At 65.6% G+C, this 18,921-nt stretch carries 16 protein-coding genes and 4 pseudogenes; 9 read left to right on the top strand and 11 right to left on the bottom strand.

The genetic code is table 11. From position 1 onward, the window contains the following. A pseudogene (locus tag ON27_RS44455) lies at window positions 1–388 on the bottom strand (hypothetical protein); the annotation flags it as partial. A gap of 227 nt (window positions 389–615) precedes the next feature. Beyond that, window positions 616–777 (bottom strand): annotated as a pseudogene (locus ON27_RS45055) (HAD family hydrolase); the annotation flags it as partial. Window positions 778–1,111: 334 nt separating this feature from the next. Between ON27_RS45055 and ON27_RS32430 the strand changes: the two are divergent. Next, window positions 1,112–1,690, top strand: coding sequence for a DUF305 domain-containing protein (locus tag ON27_RS32430; protein WP_245560421.1), 579 nt, complete (start codon window positions 1,112–1,114; stop codon window positions 1,688–1,690). A 126-nt stretch (window positions 1,691–1,816) separates the two neighbouring features. Here ON27_RS32430 and ON27_RS32435 read toward each other — a convergent pair whose 3' ends face one another. Continuing rightward, on the bottom strand, window positions 1,817–2,638 hold the full coding sequence (locus tag ON27_RS32435) for an alpha/beta fold hydrolase (RefSeq protein ID WP_043736204.1): 822 nt from the start codon (window positions 2,636–2,638) through the stop codon (window positions 1,817–1,819). 2,294 nt (window positions 2,639–4,932) lie between these two features. Here ON27_RS32435 and lpqS point away from each other — a divergent pair. Continuing rightward, a complete protein-coding gene (gene lpqS / locus ON27_RS46170) occupies window positions 4,933–5,358 on the top strand; it encodes a putative copper homeostasis (lipo)protein LpqS (protein WP_174188483.1) in 426 nt (141 codons plus the stop codon). 403 nt (window positions 5,359–5,761) lie between these two features. Continuing rightward, on the top strand, window positions 5,762–6,418 hold the full coding sequence (locus tag ON27_RS41840; protein WP_083887959.1) for a YcnI family copper-binding membrane protein: 657 nt from the start codon (window positions 5,762–5,764) through the stop codon (window positions 6,416–6,418). A gap of 412 nt (window positions 6,419–6,830) precedes the next feature. Here the strand turns inward: ON27_RS41840 and ndhC are convergent, their stop codons facing one another. Continuing rightward, window positions 6,831–7,100, bottom strand: a complete 270-nt coding sequence (gene ndhC / locus ON27_RS45060; protein ID WP_051047227.1) for an NADH-quinone oxidoreductase subunit A — start codon at window positions 7,098–7,100, stop codon at window positions 6,831–6,833. A gap of 160 nt (window positions 7,101–7,260) precedes the next feature. On the opposite strand from ndhC, the gene ON27_RS46175 reads away from it, so the two are divergent. Continuing rightward, entirely contained in the window at window positions 7,261–8,052 is a 792-nt protein-coding gene (locus tag ON27_RS46175) for an iron chelate uptake ABC transporter family permease subunit (protein ID WP_217441264.1), read from the top strand. Window positions 8,053–8,385: 333 nt separating this feature from the next. Here ON27_RS46175 and ON27_RS32450 read toward each other — a convergent pair whose 3' ends face one another. The 4 genes from ON27_RS32450 to ON27_RS32465 form a co-directional block, all read right to left on the bottom strand. Then, window positions 8,386–8,700: a metal-sensitive transcriptional regulator gene (locus ON27_RS32450; protein ID WP_043736208.1), complete on the bottom strand. Its 315-nt coding sequence runs from the start codon at window positions 8,698–8,700 to the stop codon at window positions 8,386–8,388. Between the two features lie 564 nt (window positions 8,701–9,264). Then, window positions 9,265–9,861, bottom strand: coding sequence for a TlpA family protein disulfide reductase (locus ON27_RS32455; RefSeq protein ID WP_043736210.1), 597 nt, complete (start codon window positions 9,859–9,861; stop codon window positions 9,265–9,267). 380 nt (window positions 9,862–10,241) lie between these two features. After that, window positions 10,242–11,840, bottom strand: coding sequence for a phosphoglycerate dehydrogenase (gene serA / locus ON27_RS32460; RefSeq protein WP_043736211.1), 1,599 nt, complete (start codon window positions 11,838–11,840; stop codon window positions 10,242–10,244). Between the two features lie 194 nt (window positions 11,841–12,034). Beyond that, window positions 12,035–13,261 carry a L,D-transpeptidase gene (locus ON27_RS32465; protein WP_043736213.1) on the bottom strand — a complete coding sequence of 409 codons (1,227 nt, stop codon included), beginning with the start codon at window positions 13,259–13,261 and terminating at the stop codon, window positions 12,035–12,037. A gap of 539 nt (window positions 13,262–13,800) precedes the next feature. Here ON27_RS32465 and ON27_RS32470 point away from each other — a divergent pair. The 3 genes from ON27_RS32470 to ON27_RS45075 all read left to right on the top strand — a co-directional run bounded on the left by ON27_RS32470 (window position 13,801) and on the right by ON27_RS45075 (window position 15,366). After that, on the top strand, window positions 13,801–14,178 hold the full coding sequence (locus tag ON27_RS32470; RefSeq protein WP_043736215.1) for a BlaI/MecI/CopY family transcriptional regulator: 378 nt from the start codon (window positions 13,801–13,803) through the stop codon (window positions 14,176–14,178). 681 nt (window positions 14,179–14,859) lie between these two features. Beyond that, the gene (locus ON27_RS45070) at window positions 14,860–15,048 is read left to right on the top strand and encodes a hypothetical protein (protein ID WP_245560423.1); all 189 of its coding nucleotides are present in this window, start codon (window positions 14,860–14,862) and stop codon (window positions 15,046–15,048) included. Window positions 15,049–15,078: 30 nt separating this feature from the next. Continuing rightward, window positions 15,079–15,366, top strand: coding sequence for a tyrosine-type recombinase/integrase (locus ON27_RS45075; RefSeq protein ID WP_245560434.1), 288 nt, complete (start codon window positions 15,079–15,081; stop codon window positions 15,364–15,366). A 171-nt stretch (window positions 15,367–15,537) separates the two neighbouring features. On the opposite strand, the pseudogene ON27_RS45980 reads toward ON27_RS45075, so the two are convergent. Continuing rightward, window positions 15,538–15,719: pseudogene (locus ON27_RS45980) on the bottom strand (DUF1707 SHOCT-like domain-containing protein); the annotation flags it as partial. A gap of 82 nt (window positions 15,720–15,801) precedes the next feature. Next, window positions 15,802–16,200 (bottom strand): annotated as a pseudogene (locus tag ON27_RS32485) (heavy metal-responsive transcriptional regulator); the annotation flags it as partial. A 99-nt stretch (window positions 16,201–16,299) separates the two neighbouring features. On the opposite strand from ON27_RS32485, the gene ON27_RS32490 reads away from it, so the two are divergent. Then, on the top strand, window positions 16,300–16,506 hold the full coding sequence (locus ON27_RS32490) for a heavy-metal-associated domain-containing protein (RefSeq protein ID WP_043736220.1): 207 nt from the start codon (window positions 16,300–16,302) through the stop codon (window positions 16,504–16,506). A 22-nt stretch (window positions 16,507–16,528) separates the two neighbouring features. On the opposite strand, the gene ON27_RS32495 is transcribed toward ON27_RS32490, so the two are convergent. Then, window positions 16,529–16,930, bottom strand: coding sequence for a hypothetical protein (locus tag ON27_RS32495; protein WP_043736222.1), 402 nt, complete (start codon window positions 16,928–16,930; stop codon window positions 16,529–16,531). A 309-nt stretch (window positions 16,931–17,239) separates the two neighbouring features. Between ON27_RS32495 and ON27_RS32500 the strand changes: the two genes are divergently transcribed. Beyond that, window positions 17,240–18,921, top strand: a 1,682-nt coding sequence (locus tag ON27_RS32500; protein ID WP_043736224.1) for a heavy metal translocating P-type ATPase, incomplete at its 3' end; no start/stop codon positions are given.

Here is an 18,921-nt window from a genome sequence, read left to right on the forward strand (position 1 = left end):
GGATCTCCTGCCCTGGCAGCTTGCCACCGTAGGTCCAGGTCTGCACCTGCACACCGCCCAAGTCGACCGTCGTCGGTTCGGCGCTCAACACCACATCACGAACCGGCGCAGTCGCAGCTCGGCGGCGGTTCTCGGCGGCACGAACCGCCTTGGAATCCGGCCCGACAATCTCGCGTGGTGCCTGGGATCCACTCGAACACGCGGCGAGCGCGGAAGCCGCAGCAGCCGCGCCGAAGGCGAGGAATCCGCGCCGAGACATCGACCCGGAGAGAGGGAGCGGCCTCGTCGACATCGATTCTCCTGTCTTGCCCTGGCGTCCCGCCTCAAAATAGGCCATGCGGGTAGGGAAGATCCAGAAGGGTGCGAAGGGCCGGATGAGCGACGTCACGATGAGGTCAGGCCGCCGAACTCATTCCGTAGCCGTAGGGCAGTTCCGACGCTGTAAGTAGCTGGTCGAGAGGGTGCACGCCCGATGCGATCCCTGGGTCTGCCTCTGTCACCGCGCCATCGGTGCCGGTGCTGCCCCGCGCTGCATGCACGCCGCCATCCCGATGACCGATCGGCCTCCGCCATCGAAGCTGGCGAACAAGCTGAGCCGGCCAGGACCATGGCATGTAGTGCGTGATCCAGGTCGGCTTGGGCGAGTGCGGCTGCGTCGCTGACACCGTCACCGACCATCGCCACCACCTTGCCTCCGGCGCGCTGCCGTTCGACGACGTCGACCTTGTCCTGCGGCAGGACCTCGGCGATGCCGACTTCGTCGCCGATCGCCAACGCACCCTCAGCGACGGCCCTTCATGGCCACGTCATCCCGTCGGTTGTTCCGGCCATGGTCGCGTAGCCGTCGACTTGACCGTGCTCCGATGAGTTTCGCCCGGATCAAACTGCCAGCCGCGTGCATATCCGGACGCGCGGCGGGTATGTCGCCGCCGAATGATGCTGCACCTTCGCCCTGACCTCTTCGACCGGGTCGCGTGACGGACCCGGACTTGGCTTGTCAAGGCGTAGGGCCGCTCCGAATGTCGCTACTTGCCAATCGACGCAGCATCGATTGGCCGTACATCCAAGGAGTTTCGCCATGCACACAAGTTCCAGGACACTCGGATCGGGGTTGGTTGCGCTGACCGTGGCAGCGTTCGCCCTTGTTGGATGCGGCAATCGCGATGATTCGGAGGAAATGCCGTCCACTATGCCGGGGATGACGCACTCGACCGCGGGACCGAGTAGTGCGGCACGCAGCGACTTCAACGACGCCGACGTCACCTTCCTACAGATGATGTACCCGCACCACGCCCAAGCGGTGGAGATGGCCGATCTGGCGCTGGCGCGCTCGCAGGACCCGCGAGTACTCGACCTGGCCGCGCGTATCAAGGCCGCACAGGGACCGGAAATGGAACAGATCAGCGCCCTCCTGCAGCAGTTCGGCAAGCCCGCCCCGTCTGCCGACCATATGGGGCAGGACATGCCGGGAATGATGTCGCAGGAGCAGATGGCCGAGCTGAAAACCATGTCCGGTGCAGAGTTCGACCGGATGTGGCTGACCATGATGATCGACCACCACAGCGGGGCTGTCGAGATGGCCAAGACCGAACAGGCCAACGGAACCAATGCCGACACCAAGAAGATCGCCGATGCCGTGGTGTCCTCACAGCAGAGCGAGATCGACCAAATGAAAGACATCCTCGGATAGAACTGACCCGATGCCCAACCGATGCATACCGCCGTGAAGAATATCGCTGCCGTGCTACGACGGGCGCATCAGCAGTTATCGCCCGCTAGCGGGGCCCCACTGTCTGCCTCATTCGGCGCGCACCTTTCACTGTGCTCGCGCTGATGGGTCGAGCAGGAGCTCGTGCAGACGGGCGGCGAAGGCGGCCGTTCGGGTGAGGTGGCCGATATGGCCACCCGGAAATTCGAGCACAGCACGAGCCAGTCTCCGTGCCAGCTCGATAGTCGCGCTGGCGGCAGGGTAGCCGATCGAGTCTTGTCCTATCGCCGGGACAATCCGGTCGGCTCGCTCGACCAGAGAATCCAGGTCGAGTTCGGTTGCCGGGTACTGGCGCAGTTCATGCTCGAACCAATAGACAAGATCGGCGTCCTTTCGGGGGGCGCGTGCCATGGCACGACGGTCAGATTCTGCGAAGGTGAGTTCGCGGAACTCGTGCAGGGCCTCCTGCGGTCCGCACTGGCGGTAGAGCTGGTTGAGGTCGGAAAAGAGATCCAGCCAGCGCTGCCCGTCGGCTAGCAATCGCATGGCCGGTGGCTCGAAGGCAATCAGCGTATCGACAGCGTGGGGAGAGCGGGTGAGGACGGCCAGCGCGATGAGCGCGCCGGAACTGGTGCCGAAGACGGCCGCGGGACCGATGCCGATGTGCTCGATGAGTCGTCGGACGTCGTCGGCATCGGTATCGAGCCGTCGGCGGTAGTCCTGTTCGCCGGTCAGTGCACTGCGGGAGAAGCCGCGGCGGTCATACAACAGAACCGTGAACCGCCTCGCGAGATGTGTCGCCGTCGCCCGGAATCCGGCGGCAACACCAGTGGCACCAGGAATCATGACCATGAGCGGCCCGCTACCGCACGTTTCGTACGTGAGCCGAGCACCAGGCACTGTCAGGCTGTCGATGTTCGTTTCGATCACAATGCTGCTCCCAATCCGTTCTACGTCGATCGCGGGCGGCTACTTCGCCGATGACCCGTTGCGCAGTCGGCTCACGCTGCCATGGCACCGCGGAATACCAGCGTCGGGTGCGATGTCCAGAACGCGGCCCCACGGAGGGGCCTCTCTTGCGGGCGCAAGCGCAACCACTTACGATCATCGATACAGTACGTCTCTATTAAGACACATAGTATTGCAAAACCATCTGGCGCGACCCTGTGGAGGGGGCGGCGATTCGTCGCTGGCTGCGGGGTAAGCGGTGCGATTCCGGATGCCGCTGCCGCCCTGAACGGAGTACCGGCTGCGCGGAGTCGGAATGTGGTGTGGACGGTTCCCGCGTCGTCGATGTCTAACGCCACAAGCTCTCCCAGCCGGGGGTCTGCAGGCAGCAGAACGGTGGTCACACGTCAAGTGGCATAGCCCAAGCCCCAGCAACAGGTGCGGCGACAACGCCGAGGACCGCACGCGGGGTAGTGGACGCGGCCAGGAGTAAGCCAGCCGACGACGCAACCAGTTCGGCCTCGAGCGCTTGGGATGCAGACCCGTTCGGATTTCGCGGGCAGCAGGCCGGAACAATGGCGGAATCCAAGGCATAGGTGCGCCCACGGCCGCGTCGATGCTATGAGTTACCCCCCGAACCCCTGTTCGACGAAGGCGTGCCCGTCGCAACGACGGCTACTAACATGATTAGTAGATGATGCGAAGGGAGATGAGTGCGATGATCGAGATGTGGATGCAGCTGATAACTATGGCACGGGACTGGTGGAACAGTATGTACCCGAGTATGCCGATGCCGTGATGTTCGCCCCGGCCGTCCGTCTTCGCAGAAGGCTCGGCCAGCTGAGATAAACGTGTAGTTGGACTGCGGCCGTTTCAACGCCTTCATGTCCGCACGCGGCCAATAGTCCGCCGCGGAGGGCGCCGGCGCAAGGTCCACATGGATTCTAGTCGATTGATCGGAGCTGCAGAATTAGTTCAAGCGGCCACCGCGCCTAGCATCTCGAAAGTACTGCCGGTCCGGTTGCAAAAAACGAGGGTGAGCCCAACCGCTAACCCGGACCCGGTCACCAAGGCCCATGCTGACCCGGTCTACAGTATGCAGCACTGTGCGCCCGACCCGGCTCACAATATCCAGTCCCCTGGCCGTGCGCATGGCCGTGGTCGGCGTGGCCGCCGGTTCCGTGGCCGCCGCTTCCTTGGGTTCCTTGACCACCCTGCGGCTGGGCTACAGTCTGGATCTGGGCGGGATCCGGAACAAGCTCGACAGTAGCGGTTGCCGCGATGGCCGCGGCGGGACTCAAAGCCACTACCGCGACAAGAGCCACTCGTGCCCGGCCCAAGCGCAACTTGCGTACAGAATTTTTGGTTGCCATCTCCGACAAACGCCTCCCGAATTGCTCGAATTCGATTGGATTTCGGAACATCTCCATCATACCGAGTAAGCCAGAAGATTTATACCAACTAAGGCAGTAGACGGCTCGAGGTGTGCAGTTGCGGGCGCGCGAGATGAATGCGGTCATGCCGACCGGCGGCATCACCGGCTGCTAGGGATGGCCCCCAACTACCGCGTCGTGGAGGTCATGATGGTGGCCGATTATTCGCGCAACGTGCGCGTGACGATGGGTAACCGACCTGTTCACACCCGCGAACGGGCCGGTCACCACTGTAGGACCAGAGTCGAGGCGATCGCCCCTCGGTCAAAATCAGCAGCCCGATGTGCACTGCCGATCCGTACACTCCGGTCGCGGCGTGGTGGAGCTGAGTGAAGCGGCGGTCGAGGTTCAATTTTGGACGAGGGGTTTGCGTTACCCGACTTCACTATCTACTATCTACCGGCGTAGATAGTACTTGTGCTGATCGACCATCTCAGCACGAGGCGTCCCGTCCGGCAACGGGGCGCAGACTGCGGCGGAGTCGCACGATTTCCCCTCATCATCGTGCGGCTGCGCCACAGTCACAGCAGAGGTGGGGGCGACTCGTTGCCCCCATCTCTGCAGCCGCGACTCCAGTGATCCGGCGTAATCGATCGATCCCAGCTGACCGACCTTGCCCAGATTGACAAGACCCGCCACACGTTGGCACTGTCTGCACACGAAGACGATAGATTCCCGGGATGACGTCAACCATGCCGTCGCCTTGGGAGCGACCGCTGAAGTGGTTCACAGCCTGAACGGGTGCGAGGACGCTTCACCGATGACTCCGAGGGGACGCGAGACGATGCTGATAGCGCGTATCGCCGTTGTTACGCAATCCGTCGCTATCGTCGTCGGCCCACTGTGAACCACATCAGCCGACTGCGGAGTGGCCGCCACATCGCAACACTACTGTTGGCGGTGTTGCTGATAGCACCGGTCTTCGATTGTGCGTTGCTCGGCGAGCACGCTCATCCGCATCCGAGGTCGCCCTCCTCTGTAGCGCATGTCGCACATCTTGCATCGGCTACTCTCGAGCGCGAGGCAATCGACCTTTTCGAACATGACTGCGGTCCGCATCTTGTCCAGTGCATCATCAAGTCAACGTTGCCCGGCTCGGCCGTCGGCATGCTGCTGGTGCAACTGTTGACCTTGATGCTGGCCGTGGTCGTGGCGGTCCCGACCACCTTGCGCTCGGCCAGCGGTGGCGTACGCGGCCCCCCCGTAGCGCGTCTGCCCGCCGTGGGTGGGCGTGACATTCTCATGCGATTCTGTATCGCTCGACGCTGATCGGTCAGCGCCAAGCGACGCCTGTTGCGTCGGCTGATGTCCGCTGCCCGCTCACGTCTTCGTCGCTTGCGCGGCGGTCTCTATATAGGAAGCGACAAGCATGGATAGGGTGCAGTGGCACCGCCCCAGAGATATACCTGCGGCCCTTGCTGCCGCGCTGGATGCGGCACGGCAGCCCCGCGCTTCTAGGGGAAATACTGCAGTGCTGCGGCTCAATGCGCCGCTGGCGACAGCGCGAGCAGACGAGCGTCGAAATCCGGGCGCATCGCTGTCACCGGCAAGACAACGGCCATCAAGGTGTGGCCGCGGAGCGGTCCGTCGCTTCGGAATGGCGCGCCGAGGGCCCCCAGCGGTGCGCGCGCGACAATTCCCATATCCCACCGAACAGTAAGGCCACAACCACATGCATACAGCTCTCCGACGACTCCTCCTCGCCACCGGTGTAGCTACTGCCGCGACCGTCCTGGCCGGCGGTGCGGCCTCCGCCCATCTCGATGTGGAGGCACCCACTGCGAAGCAGGGCTCCACGTCGATCATTTCGTTCCGGATATCCAACGAATCCGATCGCGCGAGCACGATCAGCTTGAAGGTTGAGCTGCCGGGTTTCAAGACCGCACGCACCGAGCCGATGCCGGGTTGGACTGCACTCGTCGAGCGGGATGCGGCAAAAAAGGCTACGTCAGTGACCTGGACTGCCGATCCGGGCGTCGGCGTGGGGCCTGGTCAGTTTCAAAGGTTCTTCCTTTACGCCGGACCGCTTCCAAAACAGGAAAAGGTGCCTTTCCGGGCAGTACAGACCTACAGCGACGGAAAGATCGAGACATGGGATCAGCCTGTTCCCGACGGCGCGCCTGAACCCGAATATCCGCTGCCCGTATTGTCGGTGGCTGCCGGCGACGGCGAACATTCACATGGCACCGAGCAGACCGCTCTCGGCGAACCGGATCATGATGACAGCGGCGATCCGGTAGCCCGTTGGCTGGGCGTAGCGGGGCTTCTGCTCGGGCTTTTGGGCGCTGGCGCAGGTGTAGTAGCTCTCGCACGCAGGCGCCGAGTTTAGACCGGCCGACTAGATCGACCCGCAATAGTCGATCGAGTAAGTCGCGTGTGCCGGGTCCAAGCCCCGGCACACGCGATGGTCATGTCCGTCTGAACGCGGCCGACCGGGTTGGCCTCGAGCCCGGCGCAGTAGGAAATCCAGCCGATCCCCAAGGACATCGGATGGCGACGAGGCGGGAGTTCGTGAATCGAGTGCTGGTTCGTCCTGTCGGCAGAGTTGGGCACAACCGGCTCGAAAGCCGCACCCGGCTCGCGCCGGTCCTCTCTCTGCCCCCAAGTCCGACAGCTCACCGATGATCCCGTTGATCCCTCAGCTGCCTTCACCAGCACATGCCTATCAACATCGTGTTCTCGACCACTAGCCGCCGCCTCCCTCCGCCGGCATGACCGGCGGGAATGCCGTGACATTTCGATCACCGCGGGCATCCCGATCTCGGCAACGACGAGCACCCACGGGTACATGAAGACCATCTCCATGTGTCGAAGGCGAGGAAGATCATCGTGATCGCATACCACCGGACGTGATAGCGCGAGACCGCGTGCACCATCGGAGCCGAGCCCGAGAGGAACGGGGCGACATCACGGCGCGGGTCCGCGGTCCGCAACAGGAACGCGGCGAGGTACATGACAACGACGGTGACCAGGGTGGCGCGAACGGATCGGGTGAGGTCCCCGAAACTCACGTAGCCTTCCTCCAGTCACCAGCGAGCCCATCTACTATGCATCACCAGAGGTCCCGAAGTCGGGCGAGACGCTGGCCATGGGTTCCGACGCGATGGTGGCGCAAGCCCGTTGACCGCCTAGGCACTCGGCTCAGCGGTGGACCGAATCCGGTTGACCGGAATGGTTTCGGTGGTGCTACTCGCCGGATCGGCGGTCGTCGCCGGTCCGATCGCCTTCATCGGCCTGGCCGCACCGCATCTGGTCCGTCTGGTTGTCGGCAACGACCATCGACTGCTTGTTCCCGGCTGCCTGATCGCGGGCGCCTGTTGCTTCTCATGGCCGATATCGGGGCCGCCTCATCGCCCGGCTGTCCGAGGTGGAGGTCACCATCGTCACCGCCTTTGTCGGCGCACCGCTGCTTGCCGTTCTCGCGCGCCGGAAGCAAGTGCGATAAGCGAGGTGCGCAGACGCTCGCCGGCGTCGATCCTGCCGAATTCCGCCCGCGGCGGTGGTCCCGATTCATCCGGTTTGCGAAAAGTGGCCTGGTGCGTGGTGACTCGTTCGTTCCGCGCAACCGCTGAGGCACCCGCCGCGCGTTCGACAGCATGGCCCCGTCGTTTTAATCGGAGCCGCGAGTGCCGTCGCGTTGTTGGTTTCGCGCTCACCAAAGGAGAAGTCGAAATGCCCGCAGTGACTGCCCTGCGCGCCGCCATCGGGATCGGCGATCTGGGCAAGGTGTACATCGTGCCGGAGTTCCGGTCGCCGCGGTTGGTGGCTGGGCGTCGATCGCCGGCGGCGGTCACGCGATCGCCGTGCGGTGTTGCAACGGTTGTTCGAAATCCATTGGCCTCAGCCGATGTCAAGGGTGATACGGGGTGGGCCCTGCTTGGTTCGGTGCTGGTGCTCGCCATCGGCGCGCGCCATTCGCTGATGCCATTCGGCGCGCTCGGCCGCCCGCTGCGGCCAACGTGATCTGACCACCCATCCGGCCATCGGCTGGGCGGGATTGCAGCGTGGTGGGTTTCGCACCGCTCCTGATGCAGCGCGAGACATTCCATGCGAGCAATCCTGGCCGATTCTCACTATGCATACGCGGTGGAACGCCCTGGAGAAAGCCGCGACGGTACTGACCGGCCTGCAGCGACGCCGACGTCACAGTGAAAATCATTGGTCCAGAGTGGTCCGGCGCAACCTATGGTGCGCGGCGGATCACAGCTGAGCCTCACGCGAGGTTGGTGATCGCGTGTCGGAGAAGACGGTCGCGGTAATCATGGCCAAGATCGGGGTCGAGGGTCAGCCCGCGTCTCATCGGGCTGACGGACGCAGCAGGCGTCTTATTGCCTCGGACAGATCATTTGCCACCAACTCAGGGGCCATCTCGGCCTCGGCGGCACGCTCGCGGAGGTGCTCATCGAGCAACTCAACGGCCAACGATCGGAGTGCGCTGGTCAGCGCGGAGAATTGGGTCAAGATGTCTATGCAGGGTTTCTCTTGCTCGACCATGTGTTGCAGACCGCGGGTCTGCCCCTCGATGCGGCGCAGCCTCATGAGGTAGTCGTCCTTTGCTGCGGCTCGGCGGTGGGTGCCACCGGGGTGCGCATCAGCGTTGGTGGTGACCATCGGTCCTCCCAGCGTGTTGCCGGCAATGATACCGCGGGTAGGTGTGTGACCAGGAGAAACGTCAGGACTTTCGTGTCCGCAGCGGTTCGGAGGGCGTCCGCCGCTATAGAAGTGCCGCCCGAGGTATGACGAATGCCGTGGGGGGCGTGGCAGGTTCAGCCGAATCGGAGGCAAACGATATCGGAGCTTTCTATTCGACATCCGTCGACGCTGTCGCTCCTGTGGGACCGTCGATGCCCTCGCGGGAACCCGCGTCGGCGAGATTCATATCGTGATCGCCGACCCGCGGATGCCGCCGCGCATCGATACGCTTGACGTTCTGGGCATATGGGACTCGCAATTTCTCAGTCGAACGCGGATCGCGTGTATTGCTGGGCTGATGGCTATCGCCGGACGCAGGGAGTGGTTCCGGCGGCGCATCATCAGAAGCACTGATCAGACCCATGGCGATCCTGCATGCCAGCGCATCTGTCATTGTGCGCTATAAGCCTCGCTGCGAATTGCCTCAACCTGTCCAGCAATCTACGTAATCACGTAGTTGCTTCGGGAGCGGTTCCATCGAAGTCATGACTCGGCCGCGACGCGTTCGATCACCGGCCGCAGATCCTCCGGTAGCAGGGCCTTCAGGAACACTGCGGCGACACGGTGGCGCCGGTCGAGCACCATGGTGGTCGGCACCACGCTGGCGGGATAGTGGCTGCCCAGCGCGAGCAAGCTGCGCATCGCCGGGTCGAAGATCGACGGATAGGTCACCGCATAAGCGGTGATGAAATCCTGTGCCGCGGCGCGGCTGTCACGCACGTCGATACCGACGAACTGTACGCCCAGTGGTTGGGTTTCGGTGAACACCTGCTCCAGTCCGGGGGTCTCGGTCCGGCAGGGTGCGCACCAGGATCCCCATACATTGATCACCACCACCTGGTCCGCGTAGTCGGATACATGGATCGGTGCGTCGGTTTGCACGTCGGTTCCGGTGAGATCGCCGATTGCGCCGCGGGAGTCCGGGGGATCGTAGTAGATCTCGGTCTTGCCACCGGGGGAGACGAAGTCGAAGGAGCCGCCCTGGGTGACGGCGTCACGGCCGGTGCCGCCGCACCCCGCGGCGATGAGCGTGCCGGCCAGCGCGGCGGATATGGCAACCGTGCGTAATCGATTCGGCATGTTTCTTCGCCACTCAGCGCCTTTATCTACTATTCTTGTACACAGATAGTAAAATATCTAGCCTGTGTGGTCGGCGACCGGGTCCCAGTTGGCCGACCCGGCACTCGGCATGTCGGCCGCCGGAAGGATCGCGGCAACGCTGGGCTGTTCTGCCTGGTTATGACCCGCATGCGCGGCCTCGATCATGGCCCTCGGCTGTGAAGGACAGGATCTGCCCCAATGTGCGACCGGGGCCGGTGCCGCCCTCCCGACCTCCCGGCACGGCCGGGAGTAGAACCTTCGCTGCATCTGGCGGGGGTGCCCGCAAACGCTCGGTCGGACGCGCACCCGCCACCACACCGCGTCGGTCCCGCACTACGCGGGCGTGACCCGCGATCCGATCAGAACAGGTCGACCAAGACGATCTTGGCCGCGCCGACCGACTCGGCGATCGCGGCCTGCACGTCGCCGGGCACCTCGCGGGCGACCCGCAGCACCACGGTCGCGCCCGTCTTGTCCACGTCCTGGGTCAGCTGCGCGGCCAGGATGTCGATCCCGGCCTCGCCGAGCTTGGTGCCGATCTTGCCCAGCGCGCCCGGCTTGTCCTCGTAGTTGAGGATGGCCAGGTTCAGGCCCTCGGCGCGCATGTCGTAGTTGCGGCCGTTGATGTTGACGATCTTCTCCACCAGCTGCGGCTCGGTCAGCGTGCCCGCCACGTTCAGGGTGGAGCCGTCGCCGAAGACGGCGCGCAGGTCGACCACGCTGCGGTGGCTCGAGCTCTCCGACGCCGTGGCGACCTGGGTGCTGATCCCGCGGTCCTTGGCCAGGGCGGGCGCGTTGACGAAGGTGACCTGGTCCTCGACGTGCGCGGAGAAGATACCGCGCAGCGCGGACAGCTCCAGCACGCCGACCTCCTGGGCGGCCAGCTCGCCGCGCACCTGGACCTCGACGCTGACCGGCAGCTCGTTGGACAGCGCGCCGAGCAGGGCGCCCTGCTTGCGCACGATGTCCAGCCACGGCGCGACCTCTTCGCTGACGGTGCCGCCGGTGACGTTCACCGCGCCGGGCACGAACTCTCCGGCCAGGGCCAGCAGCACCGACTTGGCGACGTCGGTGCCCGCGCGGTCCTGGGCCTCGGCGGTGGAGGCGCCCAGGTGCGGGGTCACCACGACCTGCGGCAGATCGAACAGCGGGCTGTCGGTGCACGGCTCGGTCTCGAACACGTCCAGGCCGGCAGCGCGCACGTGACCGGACTTGATCGCCTCGGCCAGCGCGGCCTCGTCGACCAGCCCGCCGCGGGCGGCGTTGACGATGATCACGCCCGGCTTGGTCTTGGCGATGGCCTCCTTGCCGATCAGGCCCTTGGTCTCCGGGGTCTTCGGCAGGTGGATCGAGATCAGGTCGGCGCGCTCGAGCAGTTCGTCGAGGCTCAGCAGCTCGATGCCGAGCTGCGCGGCGCGCGCAGGCGACACATACGGGTCGTAGGCGACGACCTTGGTCTCGAAGGCGGCCAGGCGCGCGGCGAACAGCTGACCGATACGGCCGAGTCCGACCACGCCGACGGTCTTGCCGAAGATCTCCACACCGTTGAACTTGCTGCGCTGCCAGGTGCGCTCGCGCAGGGTGGCGTCCGCGGCGGGGATCTGGCGCGCGGCGGCCAGCAGCAGGGTGACCGCGTGCTCGGCGGCGGTGTGGATGTTCGAGGTGGGGGCGTTCACGACCATGACGCCGCGCTCGGTGGCGGCGGGCACGTCGACGTTGTCCAGGCCGACGCCCGCGCGGGCGACGATCTTCAGGTTCTTCCCGGCTTCCAGGACCTCGGCGTCGACCGTGGTCGCCGACCGCACCAGCAGCGCGTCGGCCTCGGGCACCGCGGCCAGCAGGGCCGGCCGGTCGGGACCGTCGACCCACCGAACCTCGACACCGTCACCGAGCGCATCGACGGTCGACTGGGCGAGCTTGTCGGCGATCAGAACTACAGGACGGCCTGCTTGGCTCACGTGGGTTACTCCTCTTCGCAACGGGTCGGCCCGCACTCCGATGGATTCCGGGCGGGCGGGAAGGGTCTAGCTACGTAGCAAAATAGTAGATGTGTGGGCATGGCTTCGGCAATCGCCCCGAGGGCCAGCGGATCGGGACGCTGCGGGGATGGGTGGTCCGTCGATTCTGCGTCTGCTCGTCAGCCGGGCGTGACCTAATCGAGCGCGCTTCCTTGCCGCCACTGGTCCCAGGACAGGCTCCAGTCACCGTTCTGCCAGACTTCGAGGGGTTCACCGCCGGTGTTGCGGATTTCCACCACATCGCCCGGATTGGAGAAGTCGTAGAACCAGCGGGCGTTGTCGCCGCTGAGATTGAGGCAGCCGTGCGAGACGTTGGTGTTGCCTTGAGCCCAGCTGGTGGAGTCGAGTTGATGCAGATAGATTCCGTCGGTGCTGATGCGGGTGGCCCAGTTGATGGCTTCTTTGTAGCCGAGGCGGGAGTTGACCGGCAGGCCGTAGGTGGAGGAGTCCATGATGACGGGGTTGGCCTTGTCCATCACGGTGTAGATTCCGCGCTGGGTCCAGAAGGTGATCGTTTTGCCCGCGATGGTTTCGCTGCCGCCCATACCCATCGAGGTGGGCATGGTTCGTATCAGTTTTCCATTTTCGAAGACCTGCACTTGTTTGGTGTTGTCGTCGGCGATGGAAATGTGTGCGGGGCCGATGGTGAAGGAAGTCGTGCTGTCTTCTTGGCCGTAGAGGCCGGGGCCGAGTTGCGCGCCGTAGATGCCGGCCACGACGGTGATCCTGGTGCCGGGGGCGTAGTACTGCTGCGGCCGCCAGTGCACGTTTCGGTCGTCGAGCCAATACCAGGAGCCGACGACCGGCGGATCGGTGGTCACCGACAGGCGTTTCTCAGCGGCGGCTTTGTCGGGGATGTCCTCGTCGAAGTGTGCGACGATCACGGTGCCCACTCCGTAAGTGCCGCCCTCGGCGAGTGGCTGGCCGCCAGTGGTGGTCAGGTATGCCTTTGTCTGATTACGCGGAGTGACGGTGGAGAAGCTGGCGGTGGTCGGGCCGATGCGGCCGGTAACTGTGACGCCCGCGGCGGTCACGGTGTAGGTGCGTCCGTAGCCGAGCGGTTCGGCCGGTTTCCAGGCCGATTTGTCCGGCGTCAGGATGCCCTCGATCGACCTGCCCTCCTCGTTCTTCATGGTGACCGAGGTGAGGATGCCCTCTCGCGCGCTCACCTGCACTGTGCCGCGCGGGTCGACATCGCGCGAGCCCGCCGCCGGTGTCATCGTGATCGCCTCGCTGACCGGAGCAGCGGATATCCCAGCCGACGACTGGGATGGAGCTGACGGCGAACAAGCCGCCACCAGCAGGGCGATGACCGCGAGGAAGCCCGCTGCGCCAGACGCCTTCCCGCAGCAAACTGACATGGTGTGCCCTCCCTCATATCGGCCGTGTGCGGCGCTGCGACACGTCATCACGATTACTATCTCTCTTAGTAGTTTACCGGGAAGCTGGTGCGGTCTGCGGTCCCAGGTGTCGAGCGCCGATGCAGGGCGACCGGGTCTATCCGTCCCCGGTCCCGTTCATGGGGCAGCAGACGGTTGCGGCAACAGGCGCGCGATGGGGCGTCGGATACGTTCGGGCAGGGAGCACCACGCGGGGTTTCTCAGCCGAGCCGAACAACGCCCGCAGCGCGGCCGCGGCGCCCTCTTCCGGGCTGCGGAGGGCGGCGATACCGATAGGCGCATCCGAACGGCAATGCAACTCACTTGTTGCTCGGCGCAGCAAGACGCCCAGCCTTACTATTTACCTACGTATCTCGTATAGGGGCGGGCGCGGCCATGCTCCGACCTGCTTCCGTCGACCGAGCCGCGCCCTGCGGGGTGTGGTCGTTCGGTCGTTGTGTCATGCCGGAGAGCGCAACGACTGGGCACGGGATGCGCCGAAGATGAGGGAGGCGCCAGAGATGACCGCGCGAGGATTCGGTGATCTAGAAGCAGTAATCATGGATCGCATCTGGAACTATATGGATCAGACGACGGTTCGTGAAGTGTTCGAAGAACTTTCCGCCGAGCGGGATATCGCCTACACGACGGTCATGTCGACGATGGACAACCTCTATCGCAAAGGGTGGCTCGATCGCGAGCTGGTCGGCAAGGCCTTTCATTACTGGCCGACGCTGTCGCGTGAGCAGTACGGCGCCCGATTGATGCGTGAAGCGCTGATCGCCTGCGGCCGACCGGATTTGGTGCTGGCGTATTTCGTCGACGAGATCACCCCGGAGCAGTCCGAGGGCCTGCGTGCGGCGCTGCGGCGCCGCCGTGGGGGCCGTCATCCGTCATAGCGCCTCGGCGTCGACCGGACGCGATGACTGTCGCCGTTCGTGTCATCCCCTTGGTTGGGATCATGCCTATGGCTGCGAGCGCTGCGGTTGCCGTGCGCGGTGGCAGCGTGCCCGCTGCCGCGTGCCATTTCCCGCGGGAGCTCCGCGATGGGCCGGCCGGGAAGGCGCTGCGGCCGCAGGACATGCCAGCGCTCGATCCGCGCCAAAGTGTTCAGCCCCCGAACTATATTCAGTAGTGCTGTTCCGGCCCGCGGTCGGGTGGGGTGACCAAACGGGTGCGGGCACTGCCGGTGCGGGGTGTGCGGCTAGCCGATGCTGTCGGCACGTACTTGGCGGCGATCCCGGTGGCCAACACCCGCCGGGGCTACGCCGTCGCCCTTGATCATTGGTGCGCGATTTCGATGCCGACTCGGATGTGGGTCTGCTGGAGGCCGAGCGGGTGGGCGGCTGGTTCACCTTCAAGTGGGGCTGGCGCTCGGCGCAAACGTTCAACGTGCGCCTCGCCGCCCTGCGCGGTGCGTGCGAGTACGGGCGCAAACAGGATTGGCTGGTCGGGGACCCGCTGGTCCGGTTGGTGCCGCGGAAGGTGCCGCCGGATCATTCCCGGGCGATGACCCGTGACGAGGTGGACCAGCTGCTCGCTGCGGATGTACCTCTGGGGAACGGGTTCTTCTGTGGGCGATGCTCTACGAGACCGCCGCCCGTGCCGACGAGCTGCCGATGCTCGACATCCCGGACCTGGATATGGCGAACCGGTGCGCCAGGGTGACCCGCAAGGGCGGGGCGAGGGATGCGGTCGCGTGGCAGACCGGGACCGCGCGGCTGTTGCCGCGGTTGCTGGCCGGTAGGAGAAGGGGCCGGTGTCCCTGACCGACCGCAAAGGCCAAACCCGGTGTGGCGGTGGAGGATATCGACCCGTCGACGCTGCGGGCCCGGTTGTCGTACCGGCGGGCGGCCGAGCTGTTCGAGCACCATACTCGCGATTTCGATCGCGGACCGTTCACCTTGCATCAACTCCGTCACTCGAAGCTCACGCACGCCGCCGAGGACGGCGCGTCCACGCCGATGCTGATGCGGATGAGCGGGCACACCTCGGTCCGGTCCCTCGGGAAATATTCTCGTCCTTCCGCGGACGCCCTGATCCGGTGGCAGGCCCAGACCGATCCGCCCGCCCGACGAAGGCGATAACCCATGGATGGCAGTGGCGCCCATGTGCTGCATCATCACGGTCATCCACAGCAGCACCGCGCCCCCGAGGACGACCAGTAGTCCAATCCCGGCGATCACCACGACGAGCAGGGTGGTGATCGAGGAGCGCGCGCGGCCCGCGGGCTGCGGTGCGGGTGTCGGCAGGTCGCGGGTGAGAGCTTGCAGGTCGCCGACGGTTCGGGCGCGGTAGGCGCTGCCGGCGCGGTCGGAGAACTCGTCGAGGTGAGCCGGCCGCTGCCGACCTCGGCACGCAAGGTCTTGATTGTCCTCTCGCGGTCGGCATCGGATGCGCGTACGTCAGGGTCGGGGTCCATCGCCATCTCGGTTCTCATGGATAAGGGAATCGACGCCTACGATCGGTTTCCATGTCGTGGCCTGGCTGTTCAGCGCTGGACGGCCGGTGGCGTGGTTGGGGATGTCAGATTCGATGATCCAGCAGACGGTGGAGTCGTCGTGGCTGGTGGGTCGGTGGGCCAGGGCGGTGTCCAGCAGTGTTTGCAGGTGGGTTTCGAGGGTGATGAGTTCGGCGATCTGGGCGCGGACCTGGTCCAGGCGCTGGCGGAGCATGGCTTGGACGTGGCCGCAGGGTTGTTCGCCGCGGTCGTGGACCGACAGGATCTGACCGGCTTCGCGCAGGCTCAACCCGGCGGCTTGGGCGCGGCGGATGAACTGCAACCGGGCCAGGTGCTCGGGGCTGTAGTCGCGGTAGCCGGTGGGGGTGCGGTCCGGTTCGGGCATCAGGCCCTCGTCCTCGTAGAACCGGATCGTTTTCGCCGTGACCCCGCCCGCTGCGGCCAGTTCGCCGATCTTCATCCCGTTCTCCTCAACTGTCTCCTCTTGACATTCCATCGTACTGGAAGGTTCATGCTGGGGTTGTCACGCGGGAAGCGCGTGGGATCGACGGAGGTCGGGGTGAGCGAGTTCGTGTATACGGTGCGCGGGATGACGTGCGGGCATTGCGCCGATGCGGTCACCCGTGGTGTGCGGGGCATCGAGGGTGTCCACGGTGTCGCGGTGGATGTCGCGTCCGGTCGTGTGGTGGTCGGCAGCGCGCGAGTACTGACGTTCGAGGAGGTCGCGACGGTGGTCACCGAGGCGGGATACGAGCTGGTGGGATGAGGGTGGCGGCACGGTTGTCCGGCTACACGCTCGTGCTGGCCGTGGTGGCGGCGGCGGGTTGGGTCGGCGGTCGAACCATCGGACCGGTGGATGCGAATTCACCATCACAGGAGGCCGGAGGCCACCAGTCGTCCGAACACACCACGGTGGGCGCACCGGCACCGGCGACGGACAGTGCGCCGTCGTGGGCCGAGCCTGCGCCCGCGACGATGGGCCAGAGCGCCACCGCGCTCGCTGAGGCTGTGCCGGTACCGATATCCGCGGTGCCGGTGATGGCTGCGGTGGCAGGACCGCTGCCGGTCGAGAGCGCACGGGCCGACACGACACCGGACACCCGCTCAGCCGACCCACGTCGGCTGAGCGGGACCGGGATGCCGACGACACCGGGTGCGATGCCCGCGCAATTGGTCACCGCGGCGGACATGCCGAGCGGTGATGCGATGGGCCATCGGTCCGCTCCTGATGCCGCGGCCGCCGCAGGCTCGGGTGGTGACGGCGACGGCACTGCACATCCGGTGGGCGACGTGGTCGCTACCGCCAGTGCGGGCACCGACGACGATCAGCCCGGACCCGGTCGTCCGGGCGTACCGGGAGGTCGGGCCGGTCAGGCTGGTTTGCCTGGCGGAGGGGGCAACGCGGCGTCGAAGCCCCAGCACGGTCCGTCGACCGCTGCCGGAGATCACGCTGCGGACACACACGGTGCTGGTGACAAGCACGGCGGAAAGGGTGGCCGATGAGTGGCACCGTCGAGGGCGAGCAGCCGATCGCGCCGCGGCAGCTGGAGTTCGCGATCGGTGGGATGACGTGCGCGTCGTGTGCGGCCCGGATCGAACGCAAACTCAACAAGCTCGATGGTGTCGTCGCGACGGTCAATTTCGCCACGGAGAAGGCGCGCGTCGAGATCGTGTCCGATACTGCGGATTCCGACGTGATCCGGGTGATCGAGGACACCGGATACACCGCGCGGATACCGCAGTCGCAGCGGGCACCTGATACCGAAAGCCCCTCCGAGACTGAGGAATACGACGAGCCCACACGCTCGCTGCGTCAGCGCATGCGGGTGTCGGTGGCGTTGGCGGTTCCGGTGGTGTTGCTGGCGATGGTGCCGCCGTTGCAGTTCACGAACTGGCAGTGGCTGTCGCTGAGTCTGGCGGCGCCGGTGGTGGTGTGGGGTGCCTGGCCCTTCCACGTGGCGGCGTGGGCGAACCTGCGCCACGCCGCCGCCACCATGGACACCCTGATCTCGGTGGGTGTGGGCGCGGCGTTCGGGTGGTCGCTGTATGCGCTGTTCCTCGGTGACGCGGGCAAACCCGGTCTGCACCACGGTTTCTCGCTGACGGTCGAACGCGGTATGGCCGGGAGCAACATCTATCTCGAGGTCGCGGCGGTGCTGACCGCGGCAATCCTGACGGGACGGTTCTTCGAGGCTCGCGCCAAACGCCGTGCGGGCGCAGCCCTTCGGGCGCTGCTCGAACTCGGAGCCAAGGACGTCGCGGTGCTACGCGACGGCCGCGAGGAACGGATTCCGATCGGCGAATTGATGGTCGGTGATCTGTTCGTGGTGCGGCCGGGTGAGAAGATCGCCACCGACGGCGTTGTCGCCGAGGGTAGTTCGGCGGTCGATGCGAGCATGCTGACCGGCGAGTCGGTCCCGGTCGAGGTAAGTCCCGGCGATCCGGTGGTCGGTGCCACGGTCAACGCCGGTGGCCGCCTGGTGGTGCGTGCTAGCCGGGTCGGCGCGGACACCCAGTTGGCGCAGATGGCGCGCCTGGTCGAGGACGCGCAGACCGGCAAGGCCGAGATCCAGCGGCTCGCCGACCGGGTGTCGGCGGTGTTCGTGCCGGTGGTGATCGCGGTCGCGGTCGGCACCCTCGCGTTCTGGCTGGGCGCGAGCGCGGGAGCGGCGTTCGCGTTCAGCACCGCCGTCGCGGTGCTGATCATCGCCTGCCCGTGCGGGCTCGGATTGGCCACCCCGACAGCGCTTCTGGTCGGCACCGGCCGCGGCGCCCAGCTGGGCATCCTCATCAAGGGACCCGAAGTCCTCGAATCGACCCGCCGCATCGACACCGTTGTCCTGGACAAAACCGGCACGGTGACCACCGGCAAGATGACCCTGCTCGGTGTGCACACCGGCAGCGAGGCCGACGAACACATGGTGTTGCGGCTGGCCGGTGCGCTCGAGGACGCCTCCGAACATCCCATCGCCCGCGCGATCACGGTAGGTGCGATCGAACGGGTCGGTGACCTGCCCGCGGTGTCGGACTTCGCGAATCTGGAAGGTCTCGGGGTTCGTGGCGTAGTCGACGGACACACCGTGCTGGTGGGCCGTACCTCGCTGCTCACCGAACACGGCATCGACCTACCTACCGCACTACAGGGGCACAAACAGCGGGCCGAGGCTCTCGGCCGCACCGC

Source organism: Nocardia asiatica NBRC 100129 (assembly GCF_000308415.1).
GTDB classification, from domain to species: domain Bacteria; phylum Actinomycetota; class Actinomycetes; order Mycobacteriales; family Mycobacteriaceae; genus Nocardia; species Nocardia asiatica.

Excerpts from the sequence above, each read along its gene's own strand:
- ON27_RS41840 (WP_083887959.1), top strand. The coding sequence starts at position 5,762 with ATGCATACAGCTCTCCGACGACTCCTCCTCGCCACCGGTGTAGCTACT.
- ON27_RS46175 (WP_217441264.1), top strand. The coding sequence starts at position 7,261 with ATGGTTTCGGTGGTGCTACTCGCCGGATCGGCGGTCGTCGCCGGTCCG.
- ON27_RS32450 (WP_043736208.1), bottom strand. The coding sequence starts at position 8,700 with ATGGTCACCACCAACGCTGATGCGCACCCCGGTGGCACCCACCGCCGA.
- ON27_RS32455 (WP_043736210.1), bottom strand. The coding sequence starts at position 9,861 with ATGCCGAATCGATTACGCACGGTTGCCATATCCGCCGCGCTGGCCGGC.
- ON27_RS32465 (WP_043736213.1), bottom strand. The coding sequence starts at position 13,261 with ATGTCAGTTTGCTGCGGGAAGGCGTCTGGCGCAGCGGGCTTCCTCGCG.
- ON27_RS32470 (WP_043736215.1), top strand. The coding sequence starts at position 13,801 with ATGACCGCGCGAGGATTCGGTGATCTAGAAGCAGTAATCATGGATCGC.
- ON27_RS45070 (WP_245560423.1), top strand. The coding sequence starts at position 14,860 with ATGCTCTACGAGACCGCCGCCCGTGCCGACGAGCTGCCGATGCTCGAC.
- ON27_RS32495 (WP_043736222.1), bottom strand. The coding sequence starts at position 16,930 with ATGTCCGCCGCGGTGACCAATTGCGCGGGCATCGCACCCGGTGTCGTC.